Below are 18140 nucleotides of genomic sequence, written 5' to 3'. Positions count from 1 at the left end.
TGCGGTGCAAAGAGGGTGCTAGAAGTCAATAAGAGGCGATTCAAAGAAGTTAAATGAGGTTAAAGAAATTGAGTCAAAACAATGTAATTGAAGAATTGTTTGATAAACCAATAGGTAATAAACTTTGGGTCGCTCCTATGGCAGGTGTCACGGATCGACCGTTTCGTACGTTGTGTAAATATTTTGGTGCTGGGCATGCAGTCAGTGAAATGATGACATCAGACCAGACCTTGCGTATGAGTAAAAAAAGTTTATATCGTGCCAATTTTGATGGTGAGCTTGCTCCTATTTCGGCACAGATAGCAGGTTCAGATCCATTTGATCTTGCAGAAGCAGCACGCTTTCAAGTAGCGAATGGTGCACAAATTGTTGATATCAATATGGGTTGTCCTGCTAAAAAAGTATGTAATAAATTAGCTGGTTCAGCTTTGCTCAAAGATGAAGATTTAGTTGCCCGTATTTTAGATACTGTGGTAGCCGCAGTAGATGTTCCTGTAACACTAAAAACCCGCCTAGGTTTTTTAAATGGTAAAGAAAATATTCTTCGCGTTGCTCAACGTGCTGAACAAGCGGGAATAGCAGCTTTAGCTTTGCATGGCCGTACACGTGAAGACATGTATTTAAATACAGCACGCTATAGCTTAATTAAAGAAGTTAAACAGATGATATCAATTCCAGTGATTGCCAATGGAGATATCGACAGTCCTGAAAAAGCAAAATATGTACTCGATTATACTGGTGCCGATGCCATTATGATTGGACGTGCTGCACAAGGTCGTCCTTGGATTTTTCGGGAAATTTCTCATTATTTAACAACAGGTCAGCATTTAGCTGCACCAGATATTCAAGAAGTTAAGGATGTACTTTTAGGGCACTTATCTGAACTTTACGAATTCTATGGTGAATATTCTGGTTGCCGTATTTCACGAAAACATATTGCTTGGTATACCAAAGGCTTACGTTCTAGCAATGAATTTCGCCAAAATATGTATAAAGTAGAAAATACTGCAGATCAGTATAAAGTGGTTGAAGCCTATTTTGATGAACTTTTAGCACAAGGCAAAATCATGAGTGATGTACAGGTTGAAACGGTGAATTTACTTGAAATTAAATAGGTCAGAAGTCAATATATTTTGATCTTGGATAAAATGATTAAGCTCATTTGAATTTGCTTTAATTCGTACTCATTTTTAGGTGCTATGTTCTGTTCATAATTATACGTTGTATGAAGCCTATTTAAAATTTTAAAAATTCAGAAGGTGGTATAAATGGAAATTAAGGTATAAAATGATAGTATCTTATTAATATATGTATTTAACTGATATTTCTAAAAATATAAGTAGAAATTTGCTATTAATCTTGATTAAAATCGTATTTTTGTTTGGGTGTTTTGGAGGGGTATTTGGTTTAATTCTCTTTTTAAATTTCAAACAAATTAGAATTAAAGTGTAGGTAGGATCATCCATGCTAGATATCAATTTCACCAGAAAAATTCCTAGTGATTATGCTGAATTTGGTGAAAATCAAATTAGAAAATTATTAAATGCTGTTTCAGGTGTGGAATTTGTGATGCTTTGTTCGTCTGATGGTTTTGAAATTGCATTAGTCAGTAAAAAAAATATTAATAATTCGGGGAAAATTGCGGCAGTAAGTAGTTCTATTCTTGCAATGGTGACAGCATTTATTTCAGAAATTAATTTAATCGGCTGCCAAACCATTACATTAGATGCAGAAAATGGTAAAGCAATTTTAACGTCTATTCCAAATCATAAATATCCGTTGGTTATGGTCGCTTTAACCTCGAAAGATATTTTGTTAGGACGGATGTTGTATGAAACTAAGGCAACGGCAGAAGCTTTGATTAAGTATTAATTTAATTATTCTAAACAATGGTGAGGTATTATATACCTGTGTTCAAAACACCAAAAATAAATGTAAAAATAGTTGAATTGTAGATTGAATATAACAGGGAAATATGTCATTTTTTAGAAAATATTAGTTTAGATAACCTATTCATAAAATATAGAATATTTAGCTATTGAATCATCTATATCGTTCATGTTAATTAAGATTGACTGAACAAAACTAGAAAAAATCAACGGACGGTATTAGAAATTTTTTTGATAAAACTGAACTTTGAGTTTTTTAGAAGAAGGTCATAGGATTAATGTGAATTATGATTATGACTAAGTGAGTATCACAGTTCTAGTCAACAAAATAATTTGTTTAGCTAGAACTTAACAATAATTTTTAACAGAAATCGGGGAACTTCATGGCTCGTATTACTCTAGATCAATTAACTGATATTGACGGTTTTGTTTGTGCTGCATTAGTAGATAGTGAAAGTGGTTTATCACTTGCTACTGCGGGTTCAGGTCTTGACTTGGAATTGGCTGCTGCTGGTAACACAGAAGTGATTCGTGCAAAGCGTAAAGTTGCTAAAGCATTAAAGTTAGATGATGAAATTGAAGATATTTTGATTACTTTAGGTAAACAATATCATTTAATTCGTCCTTTAGATTCTAATGATAATCTTTTCCTTTACCTTGTATTAGATCGTTCTAAATCTAATTTAGCGATGTCTCGTCATGAGTTAAAAGCATTTGAAAAAGAATTAGATTTTTCTTAATTAAAAGCATATAAAAAACTCGCTCAAGGGCGAGTTTTTTATATCTATAGTTTTCTTTTTAAACGCATGTTTTAATATCAGAGAATTTATTAATCGATGTTATGAATATGCTGAAACGTGGAATATATCAACATTATAAAGGAAATTTGTATCAAGTCTTTTATGTGGTGACACATAGCGAAACGAGAGAAAAATTAGTTGTATATCAATGTTTATACGCAGATTACTCGATGTGGACTCGACCTTTAGAGATGTTTTTAGAGAAAGTTCAACTGGAGAGTGGAGAAGTTGTCTCAAGATTTCAATTATTACAAGAAACGGATTAAAAATAAAAAAATGATCACTCGTGATCTATTCATTCAACATAATAGAAATATATAAATGGTTTATGGAGGCGAAGAGATGAGTTTAAGTCCCCAATTTCTACATCGTGTTAATGAGCTTTATCAAAGCTTTATAAAGTTTGATGCGACTCAATGCGACCGATTGAATCGTTATCGAAATATTGAACCAGAGTCTGCACAGTATTTAGCCATGCAAATCCGAATTCAGCAATCGAAAAATATTCTAGAAATTGGTACATCAACAGGATATTCAACATTATGGCTTGCTGAAGCTGCGCAAAATACTGGAGCACAACTTACCACTTTAGAAATTGATCTGCAAAGGACACAGCAAGCCAAGCAATATGCTCAAGAGCTCGCTGTCGATGAGGCAATTAATTTTTGGGTGGGAGATGCGAAAGATTTTTTAGCTACATCAAATCAACAATATGACTTTATTCTTTTAGATGCTGAACGGAATGCTTATTTAGATTATTGGCACTATTTACAAAATATGATTCACCCTCAGGGTGGCGTACTGATTGTTGATAATGTGATTTCGCATGCTGCAGAGGTGAAAAATTTTATAGATTTAGTCAAGCAGGATGTTCGGTTTATGACAACAACATTAGCATTCGGCGCTGGCTTATTTATGGTGGTATACAAGGGCTAAACTAAAAAGATCAGAATGTTATTCTGATCTAGTGGATTTAAATAATTGAGATACGGGTAAAGTGTAGGTCATATTCTAAGTACTTATGTACGAAAGCGGTTTTATCACTACATCGAAGTAAATTATTATAAATAAATTCTGGTACAGGATGGTAAAGCTCACCTGAGCCATTATTATAAAAAATTTTTAAATATCGTGAGGAAGCATTGTACTTCCAAGAAGTCACGGCAAGCACTGTTCCCATAAGTAACCCCTTAATTTTATGTATTATTTCGCAGGAAATTTATACCTCTGCTTCATTTGAAATTAATTGAAATATAGAGGGGAATATATAGCATATTTGTAAAATTTTATTCTCCTTTTTGTGGTGCAATAAATCCCAAGAATTAGCTATGAGGTAGATATTTGATGTAATTTTTTCTTCTCGCTACTTAATGTGAAATATTTGCTTAACTATCTAAATTTATTAATAAAAAATATGATGGAGGGTGTTTGTCATTTAAATAATGAGAATGCTAAATGATTGAATGGTTCAACTCAAATCTTAGTTTTGATTATAAAGTGTAATTTATAGCTGTTCATTTGTTATCTCATTAAAATAAATGGATATAAAAACATATGATTATTTAGATCATCTAATTTTAAATATATTTATAAACTAAAAAGGTGGGCAACGTGATTATAAATACGCTTTTTAATTTAAAGGATAAGGTTGCGATTGTTACAGGTGGGGCAGATGGAATTGGTAAAGCTACGGCATTATTACTAGCAGAGGCTGGTGCAGATGTGGTCATTGCAGATTTAAATTTAGACAAAGCCCAAAGGGTTGTAGAAGAAATTGAAAGAATAGGTCCAAAAGCACTGGCGGTTGAATGTAATATTTTAAATGATCAAAGTCTGGTGGATTTGGTCGATTTAACTATCAAAAAATTTGGTACAGTGAATATTCTCATCAATAATGCAGGGGGTGGTGGGGGAGGACGTGAAAATCCTTTTCAAATTACCCTTGAAGATATTAAACGAGATTATGAGTTAAACGTATTTAGCGCATGGCGTCTCAGTCAATTGTGTGTACCGTATATGAAAAAATCAGGTTATGGTTCAATTGTAATCACATCTTCCATGTCGAGTAAAAACACCTCCCCAAATATGAGTGGTTATGCAGGGTCTAAAGCTTCTGTAAACCATATGGTGGCGAACCTGGCTTTTGATTTTGGGCCGGAAGTTCGAATTAATGCTGTAGGCCCAGGCGCGACACGAACAGCTGCTTTAGCAAGTGTCTTAACACCTGAAATTGAAGCAAAAATGTTGGAGCATACGCCAATTAAGCGACTGGGAACTGCTGAAGATATTGCTGGTGCAATGTTATATCTCGCATCACCGATTTCAGCGTGGGTCAGTGGGCAAACGATTTTTGTAAATGGTGGTGGGGTTCAGACCTTAGATTGATATTATTTTCGTCTGTAAATAAAAATCTTAGCAATAAAAAAACCACGCTTTAAGCGTGGTTTTTTTATTTCAGTAAAATCTAATCTAGAATTAGATTTTACCAACTAAATCAATTGAAGGAGCTAAAGTTGCATCGCCTTCTTTCCATTTAGCAGGACAAACTTCACCTGGGTGAGCATGAACGTATTGAGCTGCTTTAACTTTACGAAGAAGTTCTTGAGCATCACGGCCAATACCACCAGCGTTGATTTCAACGATTTGGATTTTACCTTCTGGATCGATAACGAAAGTACCACGATCAGCAAGACCAGCAGATTCGATTAATACTTCGAAGTTTTTAGCCAGTGTCCAAGTCGGATCACCAACCATTACGTATTCAATTTTTTTAATTTCTTCAGAAGAATCGTGCCAAGCTTTGTGTGTGAAATGCGTATCAGTAGAAACTGAGTAGATTTCAACGCCCAATTTTTTGAATTCAGCATAGTTGTCAGCAAGATCGCCAAGTTCTGTTGGGCAAACAAAAGTAAAGTCAGCAGGATAGAAGAATACAACAGACCATTTGCCTTTAAGATCAGCTTCAGTCACTTCAATGAATTGACCGTTATGGAATGCTTGGGTTTTGAATGGTTTAACTTCAGTATTAATTAAGCTCATCATTATCTCCATGATTGAGGTGTGTTTCTAATATATAAGTAGCATAAAGAATTTTTTGTTATTGGTGAAATAGTATTTTTTCATCGCTAAAATCGGAAAATTGAATTTAGTATGACTCCAGTCACTATTCCATCAATTCTGATTATTCTGTCCATCTGATACCTTTCCATATAGTAATGAATGAAAAATATGATGTTTAAATGACAAAACAATCTTTTATTTAACTCGCTATACAACATGAAGCCTCTATGCTTATATTTCAAGGGTAAATTTTAAAAAAATAGAAAATTTATAAAAACACTATCCCTTTTTCTTCATGTCATTACAGCGTAAAATGCGCAGTTCAATTTCTTTTGCTTTTGGGATACATCATCTGTGTTAAGTCATTTAAATATCGATCAAATGGTGATGGTTCGCGATCGCCATCGTTTAAATCGACTTCGTAAAGGTGGTGACGCCGATCAAAAGCAATATGATGAATTGTTTGAAAAATCAAATTTAAAAGTTCGAGATCGTTTCAATCGTTTGCCAAATATTGGACTGAATCAAGATTTGCCTGTAACGCAATATGCCGATAAATTGATTGCAGCTATCCAAAAACATCAAATTATTATTGTGGCAGGTGAAACCGGTTCTGGTAAAACTACACAATTACCTCAAATTGCGATGCTTGCGGGGCGTGGTTTAACGGGGATGATTGGTCATACTCAACCACGTCGTTTGGCAGCACGCACCGTATCACAACGTATTGCAGAAGAGGTGGGTGAACCACTCGGTGAATCGATTGGTTTTAAAATTCGTTTTAATGAACAAGGTTCGCAAGACTCAATCGTTCGTTTAATGACAGATGGTATTTTACTTGCAGAATTGACCAATGACCGTTATTTAAATAAATATGACACGATTATTATTGATGAAGCGCATGAGCGTTCATTGAATATCGATTTCATTATGGGCTATCTGAAGCAGTTGGTAAAAAAACGCCCAGATTTAAAAATCATCATTACTTCAGCAACTTTAGACGTCAACCGTTTTAGTCAATATTTCTATAATGCTCCCATATTTGAAGTTGAAGGACGTAGTTTTCCAGTAGAGGTGCGTTACCGTCCAATCTCAGAAATGAGTGTTGGCGGCAGCGATGATGATGAATTTGACGATTTTGAGGAAAATCTACCGCGTGCTGTCGTCCAAGCCGTAGAAGAGTGTTTTAAAGATGCCGAAGCAAAAGGACATCCTGAACATGCAGACATTCTTATTTTTTCCAGTACAGAGCAGGAAATTCGAGAATTACAAGAAACATTACAGAAGTTTGGTCCACGTCATACACAAATTTTACCCCTCTATGCACGCTTAGCCATTTCAGAACAACAGAAAATTTTTAATCCAAGTGGTGGTGGGCGTCGTATTATTATTGCAACGAATGTTGCAGAAACGGCACTGACTGTGCCAAATATTCGCTATGTCATTGACAGTGGTTTCGCTCGACTTTCGCGTTATAATTATCGTTCTCGCGTACAACGCCTGCCTATTGAAGCTATTTCACAAGCAGCGGCTAATCAACGTAAAGGACGTTGTGGTCGTATTGCGCCGGGTGTCTGTATCCGACTGTTTAGTGAGGAAGATTTTCAAGGACGTCCTGAGTTTACTGAACCAGAAATTAAACGAACCAATTTGGCTTCAGTTATTTTACAAATGCAAAGCCTCGGTTTTGGAGCCGTTGAATCTTTTGATTTTATTGAACCGCCAGATCATCGTTTAGTGAATGATGGTCGTAAACTTTTAATTGAACTGGGTGCATACAGTGAAAACAAAGATGAGCTGACTAAAATTGGCGCGCAAATGGCAAAAATGCCGATTGACCCACGTTTGGCTCGAATGATTTTAGGTGGAGCCCATTTTGGCGTACTCAATGAAGTTTTAATTATTGTTGCTGCACTGGCAGTACAAGATCCAAGAGAGCGCCCAGCGGAGAAACAAACTCAAGCTGATCAGAAGCATGCATTGTTTAAAGAAGGTGATTCAGACTTTTTGTTCTACACCAAGCTTTGGGAAACATTAGAAGAAAATCGTAAAACTTTAAATGAGAGTAAGCGCCGTAATTTTGCACGTCAGCATTTTTTAAGTTGGCTACGTCTACGTGAATGGCAAAAAACCCATGAACAATTGCTAGATTTAGCCAAAGGCTTAAAGCTTTCCTTGAATGATAAGCCAGCAAATTATGAAAACTTACATCGAGCCTTACTGACAGGATTGTTGTCTTTTATTGCCAATAAGACCGATGAACGCAATGTATTTATGGCCGTGCGTCAACAAAAGGCACGAATTTTTCCAGCCTCAACTTTACATAAAACCAGTGCCTCTTGGGTGATGGCATTTGAGATGGTTGAAACCTCGCAAGTCTATTTACGTAATTTAGCAAAAATTGAACCAGAATGGATTTTGTTAGCGGCACCCAATTTACTCAAGCATCATTATTTTGAACCGCATTGGGCGAAAAAACCGGGGATTGTCAATGCTTATGACCAAATCTCATTATTTGGTTTAATTATTGAACCGAAAAAATCCATTAATTATGAAAAAGTTGATGCTGAAGCTGCGCATGAAATTTTCCTGCGTGATGCATTAACTACGGGTAATTTAGGTGTTACGCCACCATTTCTTAAACATAACCTACTGAAACTAGAAGAAGTGGAACGGGTTGAAGATAAATTACGTCGTCGTGACTTAGTCGTCGATGAAGAAACGATCTATCAATTCTATGCTGCTAAAGTACCCGCAGAGATTGCCAGTCGCCGTAGCTTTGAAGATTGGCGCGCAACCATTGAAACGGAAAATCCACATTATTTATTTGTAGATGATGATGCATTGTGGATGAATGATCGCCCGACAACGCAACAATTCCCAGATTATTTACATAATGGTCAATTACGTTTAGCAGCAAGCTATCGTTTTGATCCAAGTCATGATGAAGATGGTGCAACTGTTAAAATTCCTGTGCAAGCACTGCCTCAAGTTGATGAAAACATTTGGTCATGGGGCATTCCAGGTTGGCGAAAAGATTTAATTGAAGCGTTACTTAAAGCATTGCCAAAAGATAAGCGTCGAAATTTGGTACCGATTCCTGATACTGCGCGTAAATTAATGCAAGGGATCAATGAAAACAATTTGCATGAACATATATTCAAATATTTAGCATTTCAACTTCGTGGTGATCAAATTACCGAGAAAGACTTTTCAGTCGATCGAATTGAACAATACTTAATGCCACTGATTCATGTAATTGATGAAAAAGGTCGTATCATTGAAAAAGGTCGCGATCTTGCAGAGTTAAAAGCACGTTGTCGAACTGAAACACATAGTCCTGTGAAGCAGCTAAAAGGAGAGTTCAAAGCTTTCCCTGAAAAGTTCGTATTTGAAGCATCACAAAAAGTGACGGGTGTCATCGTTAAGCAATATCAGGCATTGGTTCCAACAAAAGCCTTTGCCCAACTCGATGCGAAAGATGAATCTGGTATTGTGATTCAAACCTTTAATGATCAAAAAGAAGCGATTAAACAACATCGTGAAGGCGTACTTCGGTTGGTTCATATGCAGTTGGGGGATTTAATCCGTCAATTGAAAAAACAGATTTCTAAGCCATTGGCTTTAGCCTATTCGCCATTAGGTGATAAAGCACAACTGGAGCAGATGTTGGTGTATGCAACCTTACAAATGTCTATTCGTAATTTACCGATTGACGAGGCTGAATTTCAGACGTTATTAATCGAAGTTAAACAGAATTTCTTACGTCATGGTCAAGATGCTTTGAAAATAATGAGTGAAATATATATACAATGGCAAGAAATTCGCCAAAAATTATTACAGTTAGATCAAGGTATATTTGAAAAAAATATAGATGATATTGAAGATCAACTGGATTTAATGAGCTTATCTAATTTTGTTTACAGTAAATCTTCGGATGTTTGGCAGGAGTTTCCACGCTATTTAAAAGCTTTGCTGTTGCGTTTAGAACGTTTGCCACATAATCTAACTAGAGATAATGATGCAATTAAACAGATTGATCCGTGGATGGATAAATTATTTAAGTATAAAAATGATGTTCGATTGAAAGAATTGTACTTCATGGTTGAAGAGTTTCGCATTTCCATTTTTTCTCAGCCTATGAAAACAAAGATGCCAATTTCTCCAACTAGATTACAAAAAGTATGGGATTGTCTCGGAATCAGTTAAAATACGCTGAATTGAAGTTTGAATAGATTAGGAAAAGGAGTTTTACATGGGCATCCGTATTACTGGTACTGGCTTGTTTCATCCCCAAGAAGTCATTACCAATGAAGAGTTGGTTGAAAGTTTAAATGCTTATGTGGAACTATTTAATAGTGAAAATGCTGAAAAAATTGAAGCGGGTGAGTTAACGGCTCGCCGTGGTTCAAGTGCTGAATTTATTGAGAAAGCATCGGGTGTGCAGCAGCGTTATGTTATTGAAAAGTCAGGTGTATTAAATCCTGAACGTTTGCGCCCTTATTTGAAAGAACGTAGTAATGATGAGCTTTCTATTCAAGCAGAATGGGGTGTTATCGCTGCGAAACAAGCGATGGAAAATGCGGGTGTAACTGCTGAAGATATCGATGTCGTGATTTTGGCATGTTCAAATATGCAACGTGCTTATCCAGCAGTCGCGATCGAAATCCAAACAGCTTTGGGTATTCAAGGTTATGCTTATGACATGAATGTTGCATGTTCAGCGGCAACATTTGGTTTAAAGCAAGCATATGATGCGGTGAAAACTGGTGCACGTCGTGTACTACTGGTCAATGTTGAGATTACATCAGGTCATACAGACTATCGTTCACGTGACTGTCACTTTATTTTTGGCGATGTGGCTACAGCTTCAATTATTGAAGAAACTGATAGTAAAACTGGTTTTGAAATTGTAGATACTCATTTATTCACGCAATTTTCAAATAATATTCGCAATAACTTTGGTTTCTTAAACCGGAGTGAAGATGCAATTATAGATGATAAATTATTTCGTCAAGATGGCCGTAAAGTCTTTAAGGAAGTTTGTCCTTTAGTTGCAAAAATCATTACCACTCAGTTAGAAAAGAATGGCATCCAACCAAGTAACGTGAAGCGTTTTTGGTTACATCAAGCTAATGCGAGTATGAATGAATTAATTCTAAAATTAGTCGTAGGTAAGCAGATTGCTGAAGCAGATCCTGCATTGGTACCAATCATTTTAAATGAATTTGCCAATACTTCTTCTGCAGGGGTCATTATTGCTTTGCATCGTACTGCGGATCAAGTTAATGATGGTGAATACGGCGTATTGTGTTCATTTGGTGCAGGATATTCAGTGGGTTCAATTTTAGTACAAAAATATGTGGTTTAAATTCTTTATTGCGTTGGGCTAAAGAAGATGAAACAAAAAGCGTTGCAAATTATGCATAGTCCTAAACTCATTAGGCTAATCAGTGGTTTGCAGCGCTTTTATTTTTCGCCAACCTATTTAGGTGCGGAGAATCTTGTACTCAATCAACCAGCCATGTATGTTGGAAATCATACGATATATGGCGTATTAGACTCACCTATGCTGATTGATTATTTATTCCATGAACATAAAATTGCAGTAGTCAGCCTTGCGGATCATGTGCATTTTCATATTCCACTGTGGCGAGACATGGTTAAAAGAGTAGGTGCTATTGATGGTGTACAGGCTTATGCACGTGAAGCCATGCAGCAAGGCTATTCTATTCTAGTGTTTCCTGGTGGTGGGCGTGAGGTGGTTAAACGTAAAGGCGAGGAGTATCAGCTCATTTGGAAACAACGTTATGGTTTCTTAAAGCTTGCACAAGAGTTTGATTATGATATTGCCCCTTTTATCGCTTTAGGTGGTGATGAGGTTTTTGACTTAGCTTTGGATGCAAATAGCTTACTCAAACAAAAATGGTTTCAAAAATTATTGAGTTATCCTCAAATTGATAAATTATTAAGGCATGGGGAAATGATCCCATCCATTCCTAAAAGTATCATTCCAAGAAGAATTCCATTCTATTTTAAATTTTTGCCCCGTTTAAGTCTGAAGCATATTCAGTCTATGGATGAGATGATTGAATTTAGAGAGCAATTACAACAGCAGATTTATGCAGAAATTGAATGGCTAAAACAATATCGAGCGGATCATTTAAAACTTGACCAAACCAATTAAAAAATTATAAGAGGGCTTTATGTATACAGCTTCATGTCTTTGCGGTGCTGTTCAATTTAAGATTAATACTGAAATTTCAGAGGTTTTTGTGTGTCATTGTCAGCAATGTCAAAAAGCACAAGGTTCTGCCTTTGCGGCTATTGCTGTTATTCAAACTAAAGATTTGAAAATTATAAAAGGGCAGGATTCATTTGGTGAATATTTTTCAACAGAAAATAAGAAGCGGGTCTTTTGTAAAAACTGTGCTTCACCATTGTTTAGTGCTCGCTTAGATTTACCTGATGTGATTCGTTTACGCGTAGGCATTATAAATGAACCATTAAATGCAAAAATTGGTGCACATGCTTATACCACTTATAAGGCAGCATGGTTGGGAATAGTTGATCATCCTACTCAGTTCTCTGAAGGACAAAGCTAATTTCTAGTGAGGGAAATTAGGTGATGCTAGGTTAGGAATACAATCATTGATGTTATAAAAAATATCCTCAGTTCCCTATGTAATTAGAAGTGATCAAGTTGTGATGAAGATTTTGCACAGTAATTTAAAGGACTTGAAATTGAACGTGTGGGATGTACATATTTTTGATACAAAATTAAATTTTTTAGATTAAAAGTATATATAATTATGATTTTAAAAATTAATTTAAAAATTAAGCACTATGTGTGATGGATTTGTTAAGGGTAATATAGTCACATAATTTGTAAAAATTTAAACTTGAATAGAGGGAAATATGCCAAGAATAATAGTTGCTGCAAAAATAGATAAAACACTTTTACAAGATACTCAGTCAAAAGCAGTCATATTATCGCAACCTTCTATTATTCAAGTGGGTGTTACGAAAGATGAGGTTTTATCAATCATTAAAGAAGGCAATAATGTTGTTATTACTTTAAAAAATGGTGAAAAAATAGTTTTAGAGAGCTTCTTTCAAACAACAGCTTTGACTGAGCATTCTTTAACTTTTCCTGAAAAAGATGGCAGTTTTGCCCTAACACATTTTGATAATCACGGAACTTTTACCAATTATTCAGGCTTAGCTCAGTTAGAAACATTGTCTAATCCTAACCCAATAGCCGATTCAGCGAATCAATTAGAAGCCTATCAATCACAACCCGAAGCCAACTTTTCTTTGGCAAATTTATGGTCTTCAAATAGTGTGAAAGCTGGATTAGGCGTGATCTCCGCGGTGGGCTTGGGCTTATTGTTGTTAGATGATAATGGTCAAAGCAGCTCTTCACCACCAAAATTAGATTTTATGGCTCCCGATGCACCGACTGCGAAGCTAGATGATACAGGAACCATGATCACTGGAACTGGGGAAGTCGGGGTGACCATTTATGTGGTAGACGGCAATAAAAATGTCTTAGCAACCACGAAGGTTGATCAATCGGGTCATTACACAATCGAATTATTCCCTGCTTTAACAGATGGTCATAAAGTTTATGTGAATGCCAAAGATAGTGCAGGAAATACTTCTAAATTTACCGCTGTCACTGGCAATAAAGACACCATTGCACCAGAAGAACCGCAAGCTCAATTGAGTGATGATGGCACAGTCGTTTCAGGAAGGGCTGAGACTAACTCTGTTATTCATGTGTATGATGCTGATGGAAAATTAATTGGTATGGCAAAAGCCAATGATGAAGGTATATTTTCCATTTTAGTTTCTCCAGCCTTAACAGAAGGCAAGATTGGAACTGTAGTTTCAGAAGATAGTGCTGGAAATAAATCCAAACCACATGAAATTATCGCAGGTAAAGACACGATTGCGCCTGAAGTTCCGAGGGTTGAGATTAATAAAGCGGGAACTTCAGTTAAAGGAACAGCAGAAGCCAATGCAAAAATTGAAATTCACGATGCTGCTGGTAAATTGATTGGTTCAGGGAGCGTGGATGAAAATGGTCAGTTTACGATTACAATTTCTCCTGCACTAGCATCAGATCAAATTGGAAAACTGACGGCTGAAGATGCTGCTGGTAATAAATCTAATCCTCTCGAAATTAAAGCTGGATTAGATACTTTGGCACCAGAGAAAGCGATTGCGGAATTAAATGCTGCGGGTAATTTAGTGACAGGGACGGCAGAGGCTCATGCTAAAGTGACTGTATATGATAAAGATAACAATTTATTAGGTACTGCAACGGCTGATGCGGATGGTAAGTACTCAATTACGTTGTCGAAAGCATTAACTGAAAAACAACTTGGAAAGGTGTATACAACTGATGCAGCGGGTAATCAATCTGATTTAACGACTGTAATGGGAACTAAAGATGTAACAGCACCAGCTAAGCCAACCATTACAAAAGTGACCGATGATTTTAATAATTTAGAGAATCAGTTAGTTGAAATTAAATCAGGTGGAACAACAGATGATGTGAAACCGCTGCTTTCAGGCACAGCAGAGCCAGATGCCACATTAACGATTTATGATAATGGTAAATTACTAGGGGTAATCACGGTAAAAAGTGGTACAACGCCTAATGTTGATTGGTCATTTACGCCTAATTTTGATTTAGGACTTGGCAGTCATAGCATTACCATTATTCAAACAGATAAAGCAGGCAACACCAGTTTAGTGAGTGATCCATTCCTTTTTACAGTAGTAGCGCCTGAACCACCTATGGTTGATCCTACCGCAGAATTGATGCATGCTTTTGCAAATCCTGCGTCTATGTATGCGTTGGAAAATATTCTAGACACTTCGGATTTGTATGGTGTAGATGACTCAACTATTCAGTCTGATCATTCAGAAATTTTTCAAATAACAGAGATGATGGGTAATCATCAAATTAACCATGCGCAAAATTTAGACCCCCTTATTGATCACGTTATATATAACACTAATGCCGATTTAGACAATGTTGAAAATAAGTTTGATCAATCGAATGAAATTAATGCCCAAGCTATTACAAGGTCTGATAGCAATATATTGTCGTACTTGATGGTCGTAACTCAAAGAGATGATTTGTTAGATTCACTACATTTGAATTCTATGATTATGTAAGTTTGGAAATTCTGTTTTAAGCACCTGCGGGTGCTTTTTATTTGCCTATTTTTTCATACCTAAAATAATTAAATCAATAATTGATACGCTGTATTTTTGAAGCCCATCAAGATCATGAGGATTGGCTAAAAAACGTAAAGCGCCGTTGCCAATCATGCCAATAATATTATGGCCCGTATTTTCACAATCTAGATTTTCACGGAAAAAACCTAAATCTACGCCATGTTGTAAGTAGTTTGCTGTGAGTAAACCTGCCATTTGAAGGAGGTTTTGCACATACTGGGTCATTTCAGGATCAATTGAAGTTGCTTCTAAAAGTAATAGTTTTAGCGTTAGAGGATTTTGTTGTGCAAAAATTTGCAGACGTTCAGAGATCCGCTCACATTGTTGACGATATTCATCGATATTATTCACGGCCTGAGGAGCATTATCTCCTGTCAGTAACACCATGATTTTATTCATAGTATCAGAAATGACATGTTGCAAAATATCACGTTTGTTTTCAAAGTAGCGATAAAAAGTACCATGTCCAATGCCGACACGTTTGGCAATATCTGAAATAGCAGTCTGGTGATAACCTCGCTCAGAAAATTCACTAAATGCAGCTTCTAAGATGTCGATTTGCAACTGTATCCGCTGCCGTTCAGCACGGCTTAAACTTACTTGCTCATTCATCAGCAAAAAACACCAAAATGATTATAAAAAGTGTCCTACAAGAAAATTGACAACTCATTCCGATTTTGACAATGTATTCCTATCGTACATAGTCTAAGCGATTTTTAAAATGGAACAACAAAAAAAATATTCAAATACTCAAAATTATCATCGTGTCATTATTGTTGGAGGTGGTTTTGCTGGTTTAGGTGCAGCGATTAAACTGAAAGAAGCAGGCATTGAAGATTTTATCTTATTAGAAAAAGCAGCTGAAATGGGTGGAGTATGGCGTGAAAATACTTATCCAGGTTGTGCTTGTGATGTTCCATCGGCTTTATATTCCTATTCTTTTGAACAAAATCCGTCATGGTCAAGAGTCTTTGCACAACAGGCAGAAATTAAACAATATCTGTTGGATGTTGTCGATAAATACAAAGTTATGCCGCATGTCAGACTTAACCATGAAGCTTTAGATGCAAAATGGTCTGATGCAGAGGGGTGTTGGATTATTAATACACTGCATGGTGAATTACGTTCTCAGTTCGCAATTTTAGCTTGTGGCCCAATGCATGAACCTGTATTGCCTAAAGTAAAAGGAATTGAAAAATTTAAGGGAGAGATTTTTCATTCATCACAATGGCGACATGATATTGATTTAACAGGAAAACGTGTTGCTGTGATAGGAACAGGTGCATCAGCAATTCAGTTTATTCCACAAATTCAACCCAAAGTAATGCAATTGACAGTGTTCCAACGGACGGCACAATGGATTTTACCAAAGTCAGATATGCCATTACTTGCGCCTGTTCGTGCCATGTTTAAACTTTTACCACTGACTCAGCAGCTAATGCGTGGTTCAGTGTACGGTATTTTTGAAACCATTAATGGCGGGATTCAAAGTCCAGCAGCGATGAAACAGTTCCAAAAGCTCGCGAGATGGCATTTGAATTTTCAGATTAAAGATTCTGTTTTACGTGAGAAGTTGACGCCAAATTTCATTATTGGATGTAAACGTATTCTCCAATCCAACAATTGGTATCCAGCTTTGGCTCAGTCGAATGTTGATGTGATTGCAAGTGGCTTAGCTGAAATTAAAGGTAATACACTGATCGCGGCGAATGGAGAAAGTTGTGATGTTGATGTCATTATTTTAGGGACAGGTTTTGAAATTGCAGAACCGCCTATCGCACAACGTGTCTATAACCGTTTTGGGCAAAAAATGTCAGATGTTTGGCAGGGTAGCCCAGAAGGATATATGGGAACAATGGTTGAAAATTGTCCGAATGGATTCTTGATGTTTGGACCCAATGTTGCAGTGAGTTCATCTGCTTTTATTATTATTGAAGCACAGTTGAAATATATTATTGATGCACTGAAACAAGCGATTGAATTAGGAATTCAAACGATTGAACCCAATCCTGAAATTACACAAAAATTTAATACAAAAGTGCAGGCAGCATTACAGACGACCGTATGGAATAAAGGGGGCTGTCAGAGTTATTTTATCGATCGTAATGGGCGAAATAGTACCGTTTGGCCGTGGACGACATTTAAACTGCGTGAAAAGATGAAGTATTTTAATTTAAAAGAGTACCTGATCGATGAGCATGTAGAGGCAAAGTCTAAAGATACAGCTTAATCAATAAGTAAAGACACGAAGGAGAATTAAATGTATAAAAAACAAAAATTAAAAGGAAAAGTCATTGCGATTACAGGCGCTGCGCGTGGTATAGGCTTGGCTACAGCTGAAGCACTCATTCAACAAGGTGCACAAGTCAGTATTGGCGATATTGACTTAGAACTTGCGCAGAGGGAAGCACAGCGTATCGGGGCACAGGCTTTCTACGTTGATGTCCGTGATCGAAATTCTTTTTCACAATTTATCCATAACACGATTCAGTACTATGGCAGTTTATATTCACTGATCAATAATGCCGGTATTATGCCGATGGGTGCATTTTTAGATGAAGAACCTGCATTGGCAGATGCACAAATTGATATTAATTTTCGTGGTGTGATTTATGGTATGCAATTGGCACTACCTGAATTATTGAAAAATGGCGTAGGTCATATCGTGAATATTGCATCATTAGCAGGGCGTTTTGCATTACCAGGTTCAGCTGTTTACTCTGGCACCAAGTTTGCTGTGGTTGGATTAACAGAAGCGGTAGCAGGCGAATACCGAAACTCTAAGATTCAATTTACCGCAATTATGCCCAGTAAAGTCTTGACGGAATTGACTACAGGTACAGATCAAGCGAGTAAGACCATTCCTTCTGTAACGCCGCAACAGGTTGCTCATGCAGTTGTGAGTGCTTTACTTAAACCTCAGCTATTTATTGCAGTACCTGATTATTTACAATCGGTACATCGTGCTTATGGGCTTTTACCACAATGGGCACAAAGAGGTGCACGACGGATGCTAGGGGATGATGGTATTTTAACGAAACTGGATCATCAAGCACATTCAGGCTATGCAAATAGAATTAATGAGTTGGCTAAATAAGCCATACTATAATATTTAAAATATGTGAGCTCATGGAAA

Annotated in this window: 16 protein-coding genes; 13 read left to right on the top strand and 3 right to left on the bottom strand. The window is 36.5% G+C overall.

The features are described 5' to 3' along the window. The first annotated feature begins 95 nt into the window (after positions 1 to 95). The 5 genes from dusB (at position 96) to B9T28_RS04465 (ending at position 3625) form a co-directional block, all read left to right on the top strand. Entirely contained in the window at positions 96 to 1115 is a 1020-nt protein-coding gene (gene dusB, locus B9T28_RS04485; RefSeq protein WP_286086810.1) for a tRNA dihydrouridine synthase DusB, read from the top strand. 349 nt (positions 1116 to 1464) lie between these two features. Then, positions 1465 to 1872: a roadblock/LC7 domain-containing protein gene (locus B9T28_RS04480; protein ID WP_086202755.1), complete on the top strand. Its 408-nt coding sequence runs from the start codon at positions 1465 to 1467 to the stop codon at positions 1870 to 1872. 400 nt (positions 1873 to 2272) lie between these two features. Then, positions 2273 to 2629 carry a roadblock/LC7 domain-containing protein gene (locus tag B9T28_RS04475; protein WP_086202754.1) on the top strand — a complete coding sequence of 119 codons (357 nt, stop codon included), beginning with the start codon at positions 2273 to 2275 and terminating at the stop codon, positions 2627 to 2629. Positions 2630 to 2736: 107 nt separating this feature from the next. Then, positions 2737 to 2955, top strand: coding sequence for a DUF1653 domain-containing protein (locus B9T28_RS04470; RefSeq protein WP_086202753.1), 219 nt, complete (start codon positions 2737 to 2739; stop codon positions 2953 to 2955). 76 nt (positions 2956 to 3031) lie between these two features. Beyond that, positions 3032 to 3625, top strand: coding sequence for an O-methyltransferase (locus B9T28_RS04465; protein WP_086202752.1), 594 nt, complete (start codon positions 3032 to 3034; stop codon positions 3623 to 3625). A gap of 37 nt (positions 3626 to 3662) precedes the next feature. Here B9T28_RS04465 and B9T28_RS04460 read toward each other — a convergent pair whose 3' ends face one another. Continuing rightward, positions 3663 to 3869: a KTSC domain-containing protein gene (locus B9T28_RS04460; RefSeq protein ID WP_086202751.1), complete on the bottom strand. Its 207-nt coding sequence runs from the start codon at positions 3867 to 3869 to the stop codon at positions 3663 to 3665. Between the two features lie 434 nt (positions 3870 to 4303). Here B9T28_RS04460 and B9T28_RS04455 point away from each other — a divergent pair, with 434 nt between their 5' ends. Next, on the top strand, positions 4304 to 5074 hold the full coding sequence (locus B9T28_RS04455; RefSeq protein ID WP_213032969.1) for a glucose 1-dehydrogenase: 771 nt from the start codon (positions 4304 to 4306) through the stop codon (positions 5072 to 5074). 90 nt (positions 5075 to 5164) lie between these two features. On the opposite strand, the gene ahpC is transcribed toward B9T28_RS04455, so the two are convergent. Further along, entirely contained in the window at positions 5165 to 5728 is a 564-nt protein-coding gene (gene ahpC / locus B9T28_RS04450) for an alkyl hydroperoxide reductase subunit C (protein WP_086202749.1), read from the bottom strand. A 375-nt stretch (positions 5729 to 6103) separates the two neighbouring features. Between ahpC and hrpA the strand changes: the two genes are divergently transcribed. The 5 genes from hrpA (at position 6104) to blp2 (ending at position 14941) form a co-directional block, all read left to right on the top strand. Beyond that, on the top strand, positions 6104 to 9958 hold the full coding sequence (hrpA, locus tag B9T28_RS04445) for an ATP-dependent RNA helicase HrpA (protein ID WP_086202748.1): 3855 nt from the start codon (positions 6104 to 6106) through the stop codon (positions 9956 to 9958). A 46-nt stretch (positions 9959 to 10004) separates the two neighbouring features. Continuing rightward, positions 10005 to 11120 (top strand): beta-ketoacyl-ACP synthase III, encoded by a 1116-nt coding sequence (locus B9T28_RS04440; RefSeq protein ID WP_086202747.1) that lies wholly within the window; start codon positions 10005 to 10007, stop codon positions 11118 to 11120. A 27-nt stretch (positions 11121 to 11147) separates the two neighbouring features. Beyond that, positions 11148 to 11936, top strand: coding sequence for a lysophospholipid acyltransferase family protein (locus B9T28_RS04435; RefSeq protein ID WP_086202746.1), 789 nt, complete (start codon positions 11148 to 11150; stop codon positions 11934 to 11936). 19 nt (positions 11937 to 11955) lie between these two features. Continuing rightward, positions 11956 to 12354, top strand: a complete 399-nt coding sequence (locus B9T28_RS04430; protein WP_086202745.1) for a GFA family protein — start codon at positions 11956 to 11958, stop codon at positions 12352 to 12354. A gap of 313 nt (positions 12355 to 12667) precedes the next feature. After that, complete coding sequence (gene blp2, locus B9T28_RS04425; protein WP_086202744.1) at positions 12668 to 14941, top strand: Ig-like repeat protein Blp2; 2274 nt, start codon at positions 12668 to 12670, stop codon at positions 14939 to 14941. Positions 14942 to 14986: 45 nt separating this feature from the next. On the opposite strand, the gene B9T28_RS04420 is transcribed toward blp2, so the two are convergent. Then, complete coding sequence (locus B9T28_RS04420) at positions 14987 to 15616, bottom strand: TetR/AcrR family transcriptional regulator (protein WP_086202743.1); 630 nt, start codon at positions 15614 to 15616, stop codon at positions 14987 to 14989. Positions 15617 to 15725: 109 nt separating this feature from the next. Between B9T28_RS04420 and B9T28_RS04415 the strand changes: the two genes are divergently transcribed. Then, entirely contained in the window at positions 15726 to 17234 is a 1509-nt protein-coding gene (locus tag B9T28_RS04415) for a flavin-containing monooxygenase (RefSeq protein ID WP_086202742.1), read from the top strand. A 30-nt stretch (positions 17235 to 17264) separates the two neighbouring features. After that, on the top strand, positions 17265 to 18101 hold the full coding sequence (locus B9T28_RS04410; RefSeq protein ID WP_086202741.1) for an SDR family oxidoreductase: 837 nt from the start codon (positions 17265 to 17267) through the stop codon (positions 18099 to 18101). Positions 18102 to 18140 lie beyond the last annotated feature (39 nt).

Source organism: Acinetobacter silvestris (genome assembly GCF_002135235.1).
GTDB classification, from domain to species: Bacteria; Pseudomonadota; Gammaproteobacteria; order Pseudomonadales; family Moraxellaceae; genus Acinetobacter; species Acinetobacter silvestris.
The sequence above is the reverse complement of the archived record's forward strand: the minus strand, read 5'-3'. Positions and strand labels throughout refer to the sequence as shown.

Bases quoted from the DNA above. Each gene is read 5' to 3' on its own strand.
- B9T28_RS04480 (WP_086202755.1), top strand. From the start codon at position 1,465: ATGCTAGATATCAATTTCACCAGAAAAATTCCTAGTGATTATGCTGAA.
- B9T28_RS04475 (WP_086202754.1), top strand. From the start codon at position 2,273: ATGGCTCGTATTACTCTAGATCAATTAACTGATATTGACGGTTTTGTT.
- B9T28_RS04470 (WP_086202753.1), top strand. From the start codon at position 2,737: ATGCTGAAACGTGGAATATATCAACATTATAAAGGAAATTTGTATCAA.
- B9T28_RS04465 (WP_086202752.1), top strand. From the start codon at position 3,032: ATGAGTTTAAGTCCCCAATTTCTACATCGTGTTAATGAGCTTTATCAA.
- B9T28_RS04460 (WP_086202751.1), bottom strand. From the start codon at position 3,869: ATGGGAACAGTGCTTGCCGTGACTTCTTGGAAGTACAATGCTTCCTCA.
- ahpC (WP_086202749.1), bottom strand. From the start codon at position 5,728: ATGAGCTTAATTAATACTGAAGTTAAACCATTCAAAACCCAAGCATTC.
- B9T28_RS04440 (WP_086202747.1), top strand. From the start codon at position 10,005: ATGGGCATCCGTATTACTGGTACTGGCTTGTTTCATCCCCAAGAAGTC.
- B9T28_RS04435 (WP_086202746.1), top strand. From the start codon at position 11,148: ATGAAACAAAAAGCGTTGCAAATTATGCATAGTCCTAAACTCATTAGG.
- B9T28_RS04430 (WP_086202745.1), top strand. From the start codon at position 11,956: ATGTATACAGCTTCATGTCTTTGCGGTGCTGTTCAATTTAAGATTAAT.
- blp2 (WP_086202744.1), top strand. From the start codon at position 12,668: ATGCCAAGAATAATAGTTGCTGCAAAAATAGATAAAACACTTTTACAA.
- B9T28_RS04420 (WP_086202743.1), bottom strand. From the start codon at position 15,616: ATGAATGAGCAAGTAAGTTTAAGCCGTGCTGAACGGCAGCGGATACAG.
- B9T28_RS04415 (WP_086202742.1), top strand. From the start codon at position 15,726: ATGGAACAACAAAAAAAATATTCAAATACTCAAAATTATCATCGTGTC.
- B9T28_RS04410 (WP_086202741.1), top strand. From the start codon at position 17,265: ATGTATAAAAAACAAAAATTAAAAGGAAAAGTCATTGCGATTACAGGC.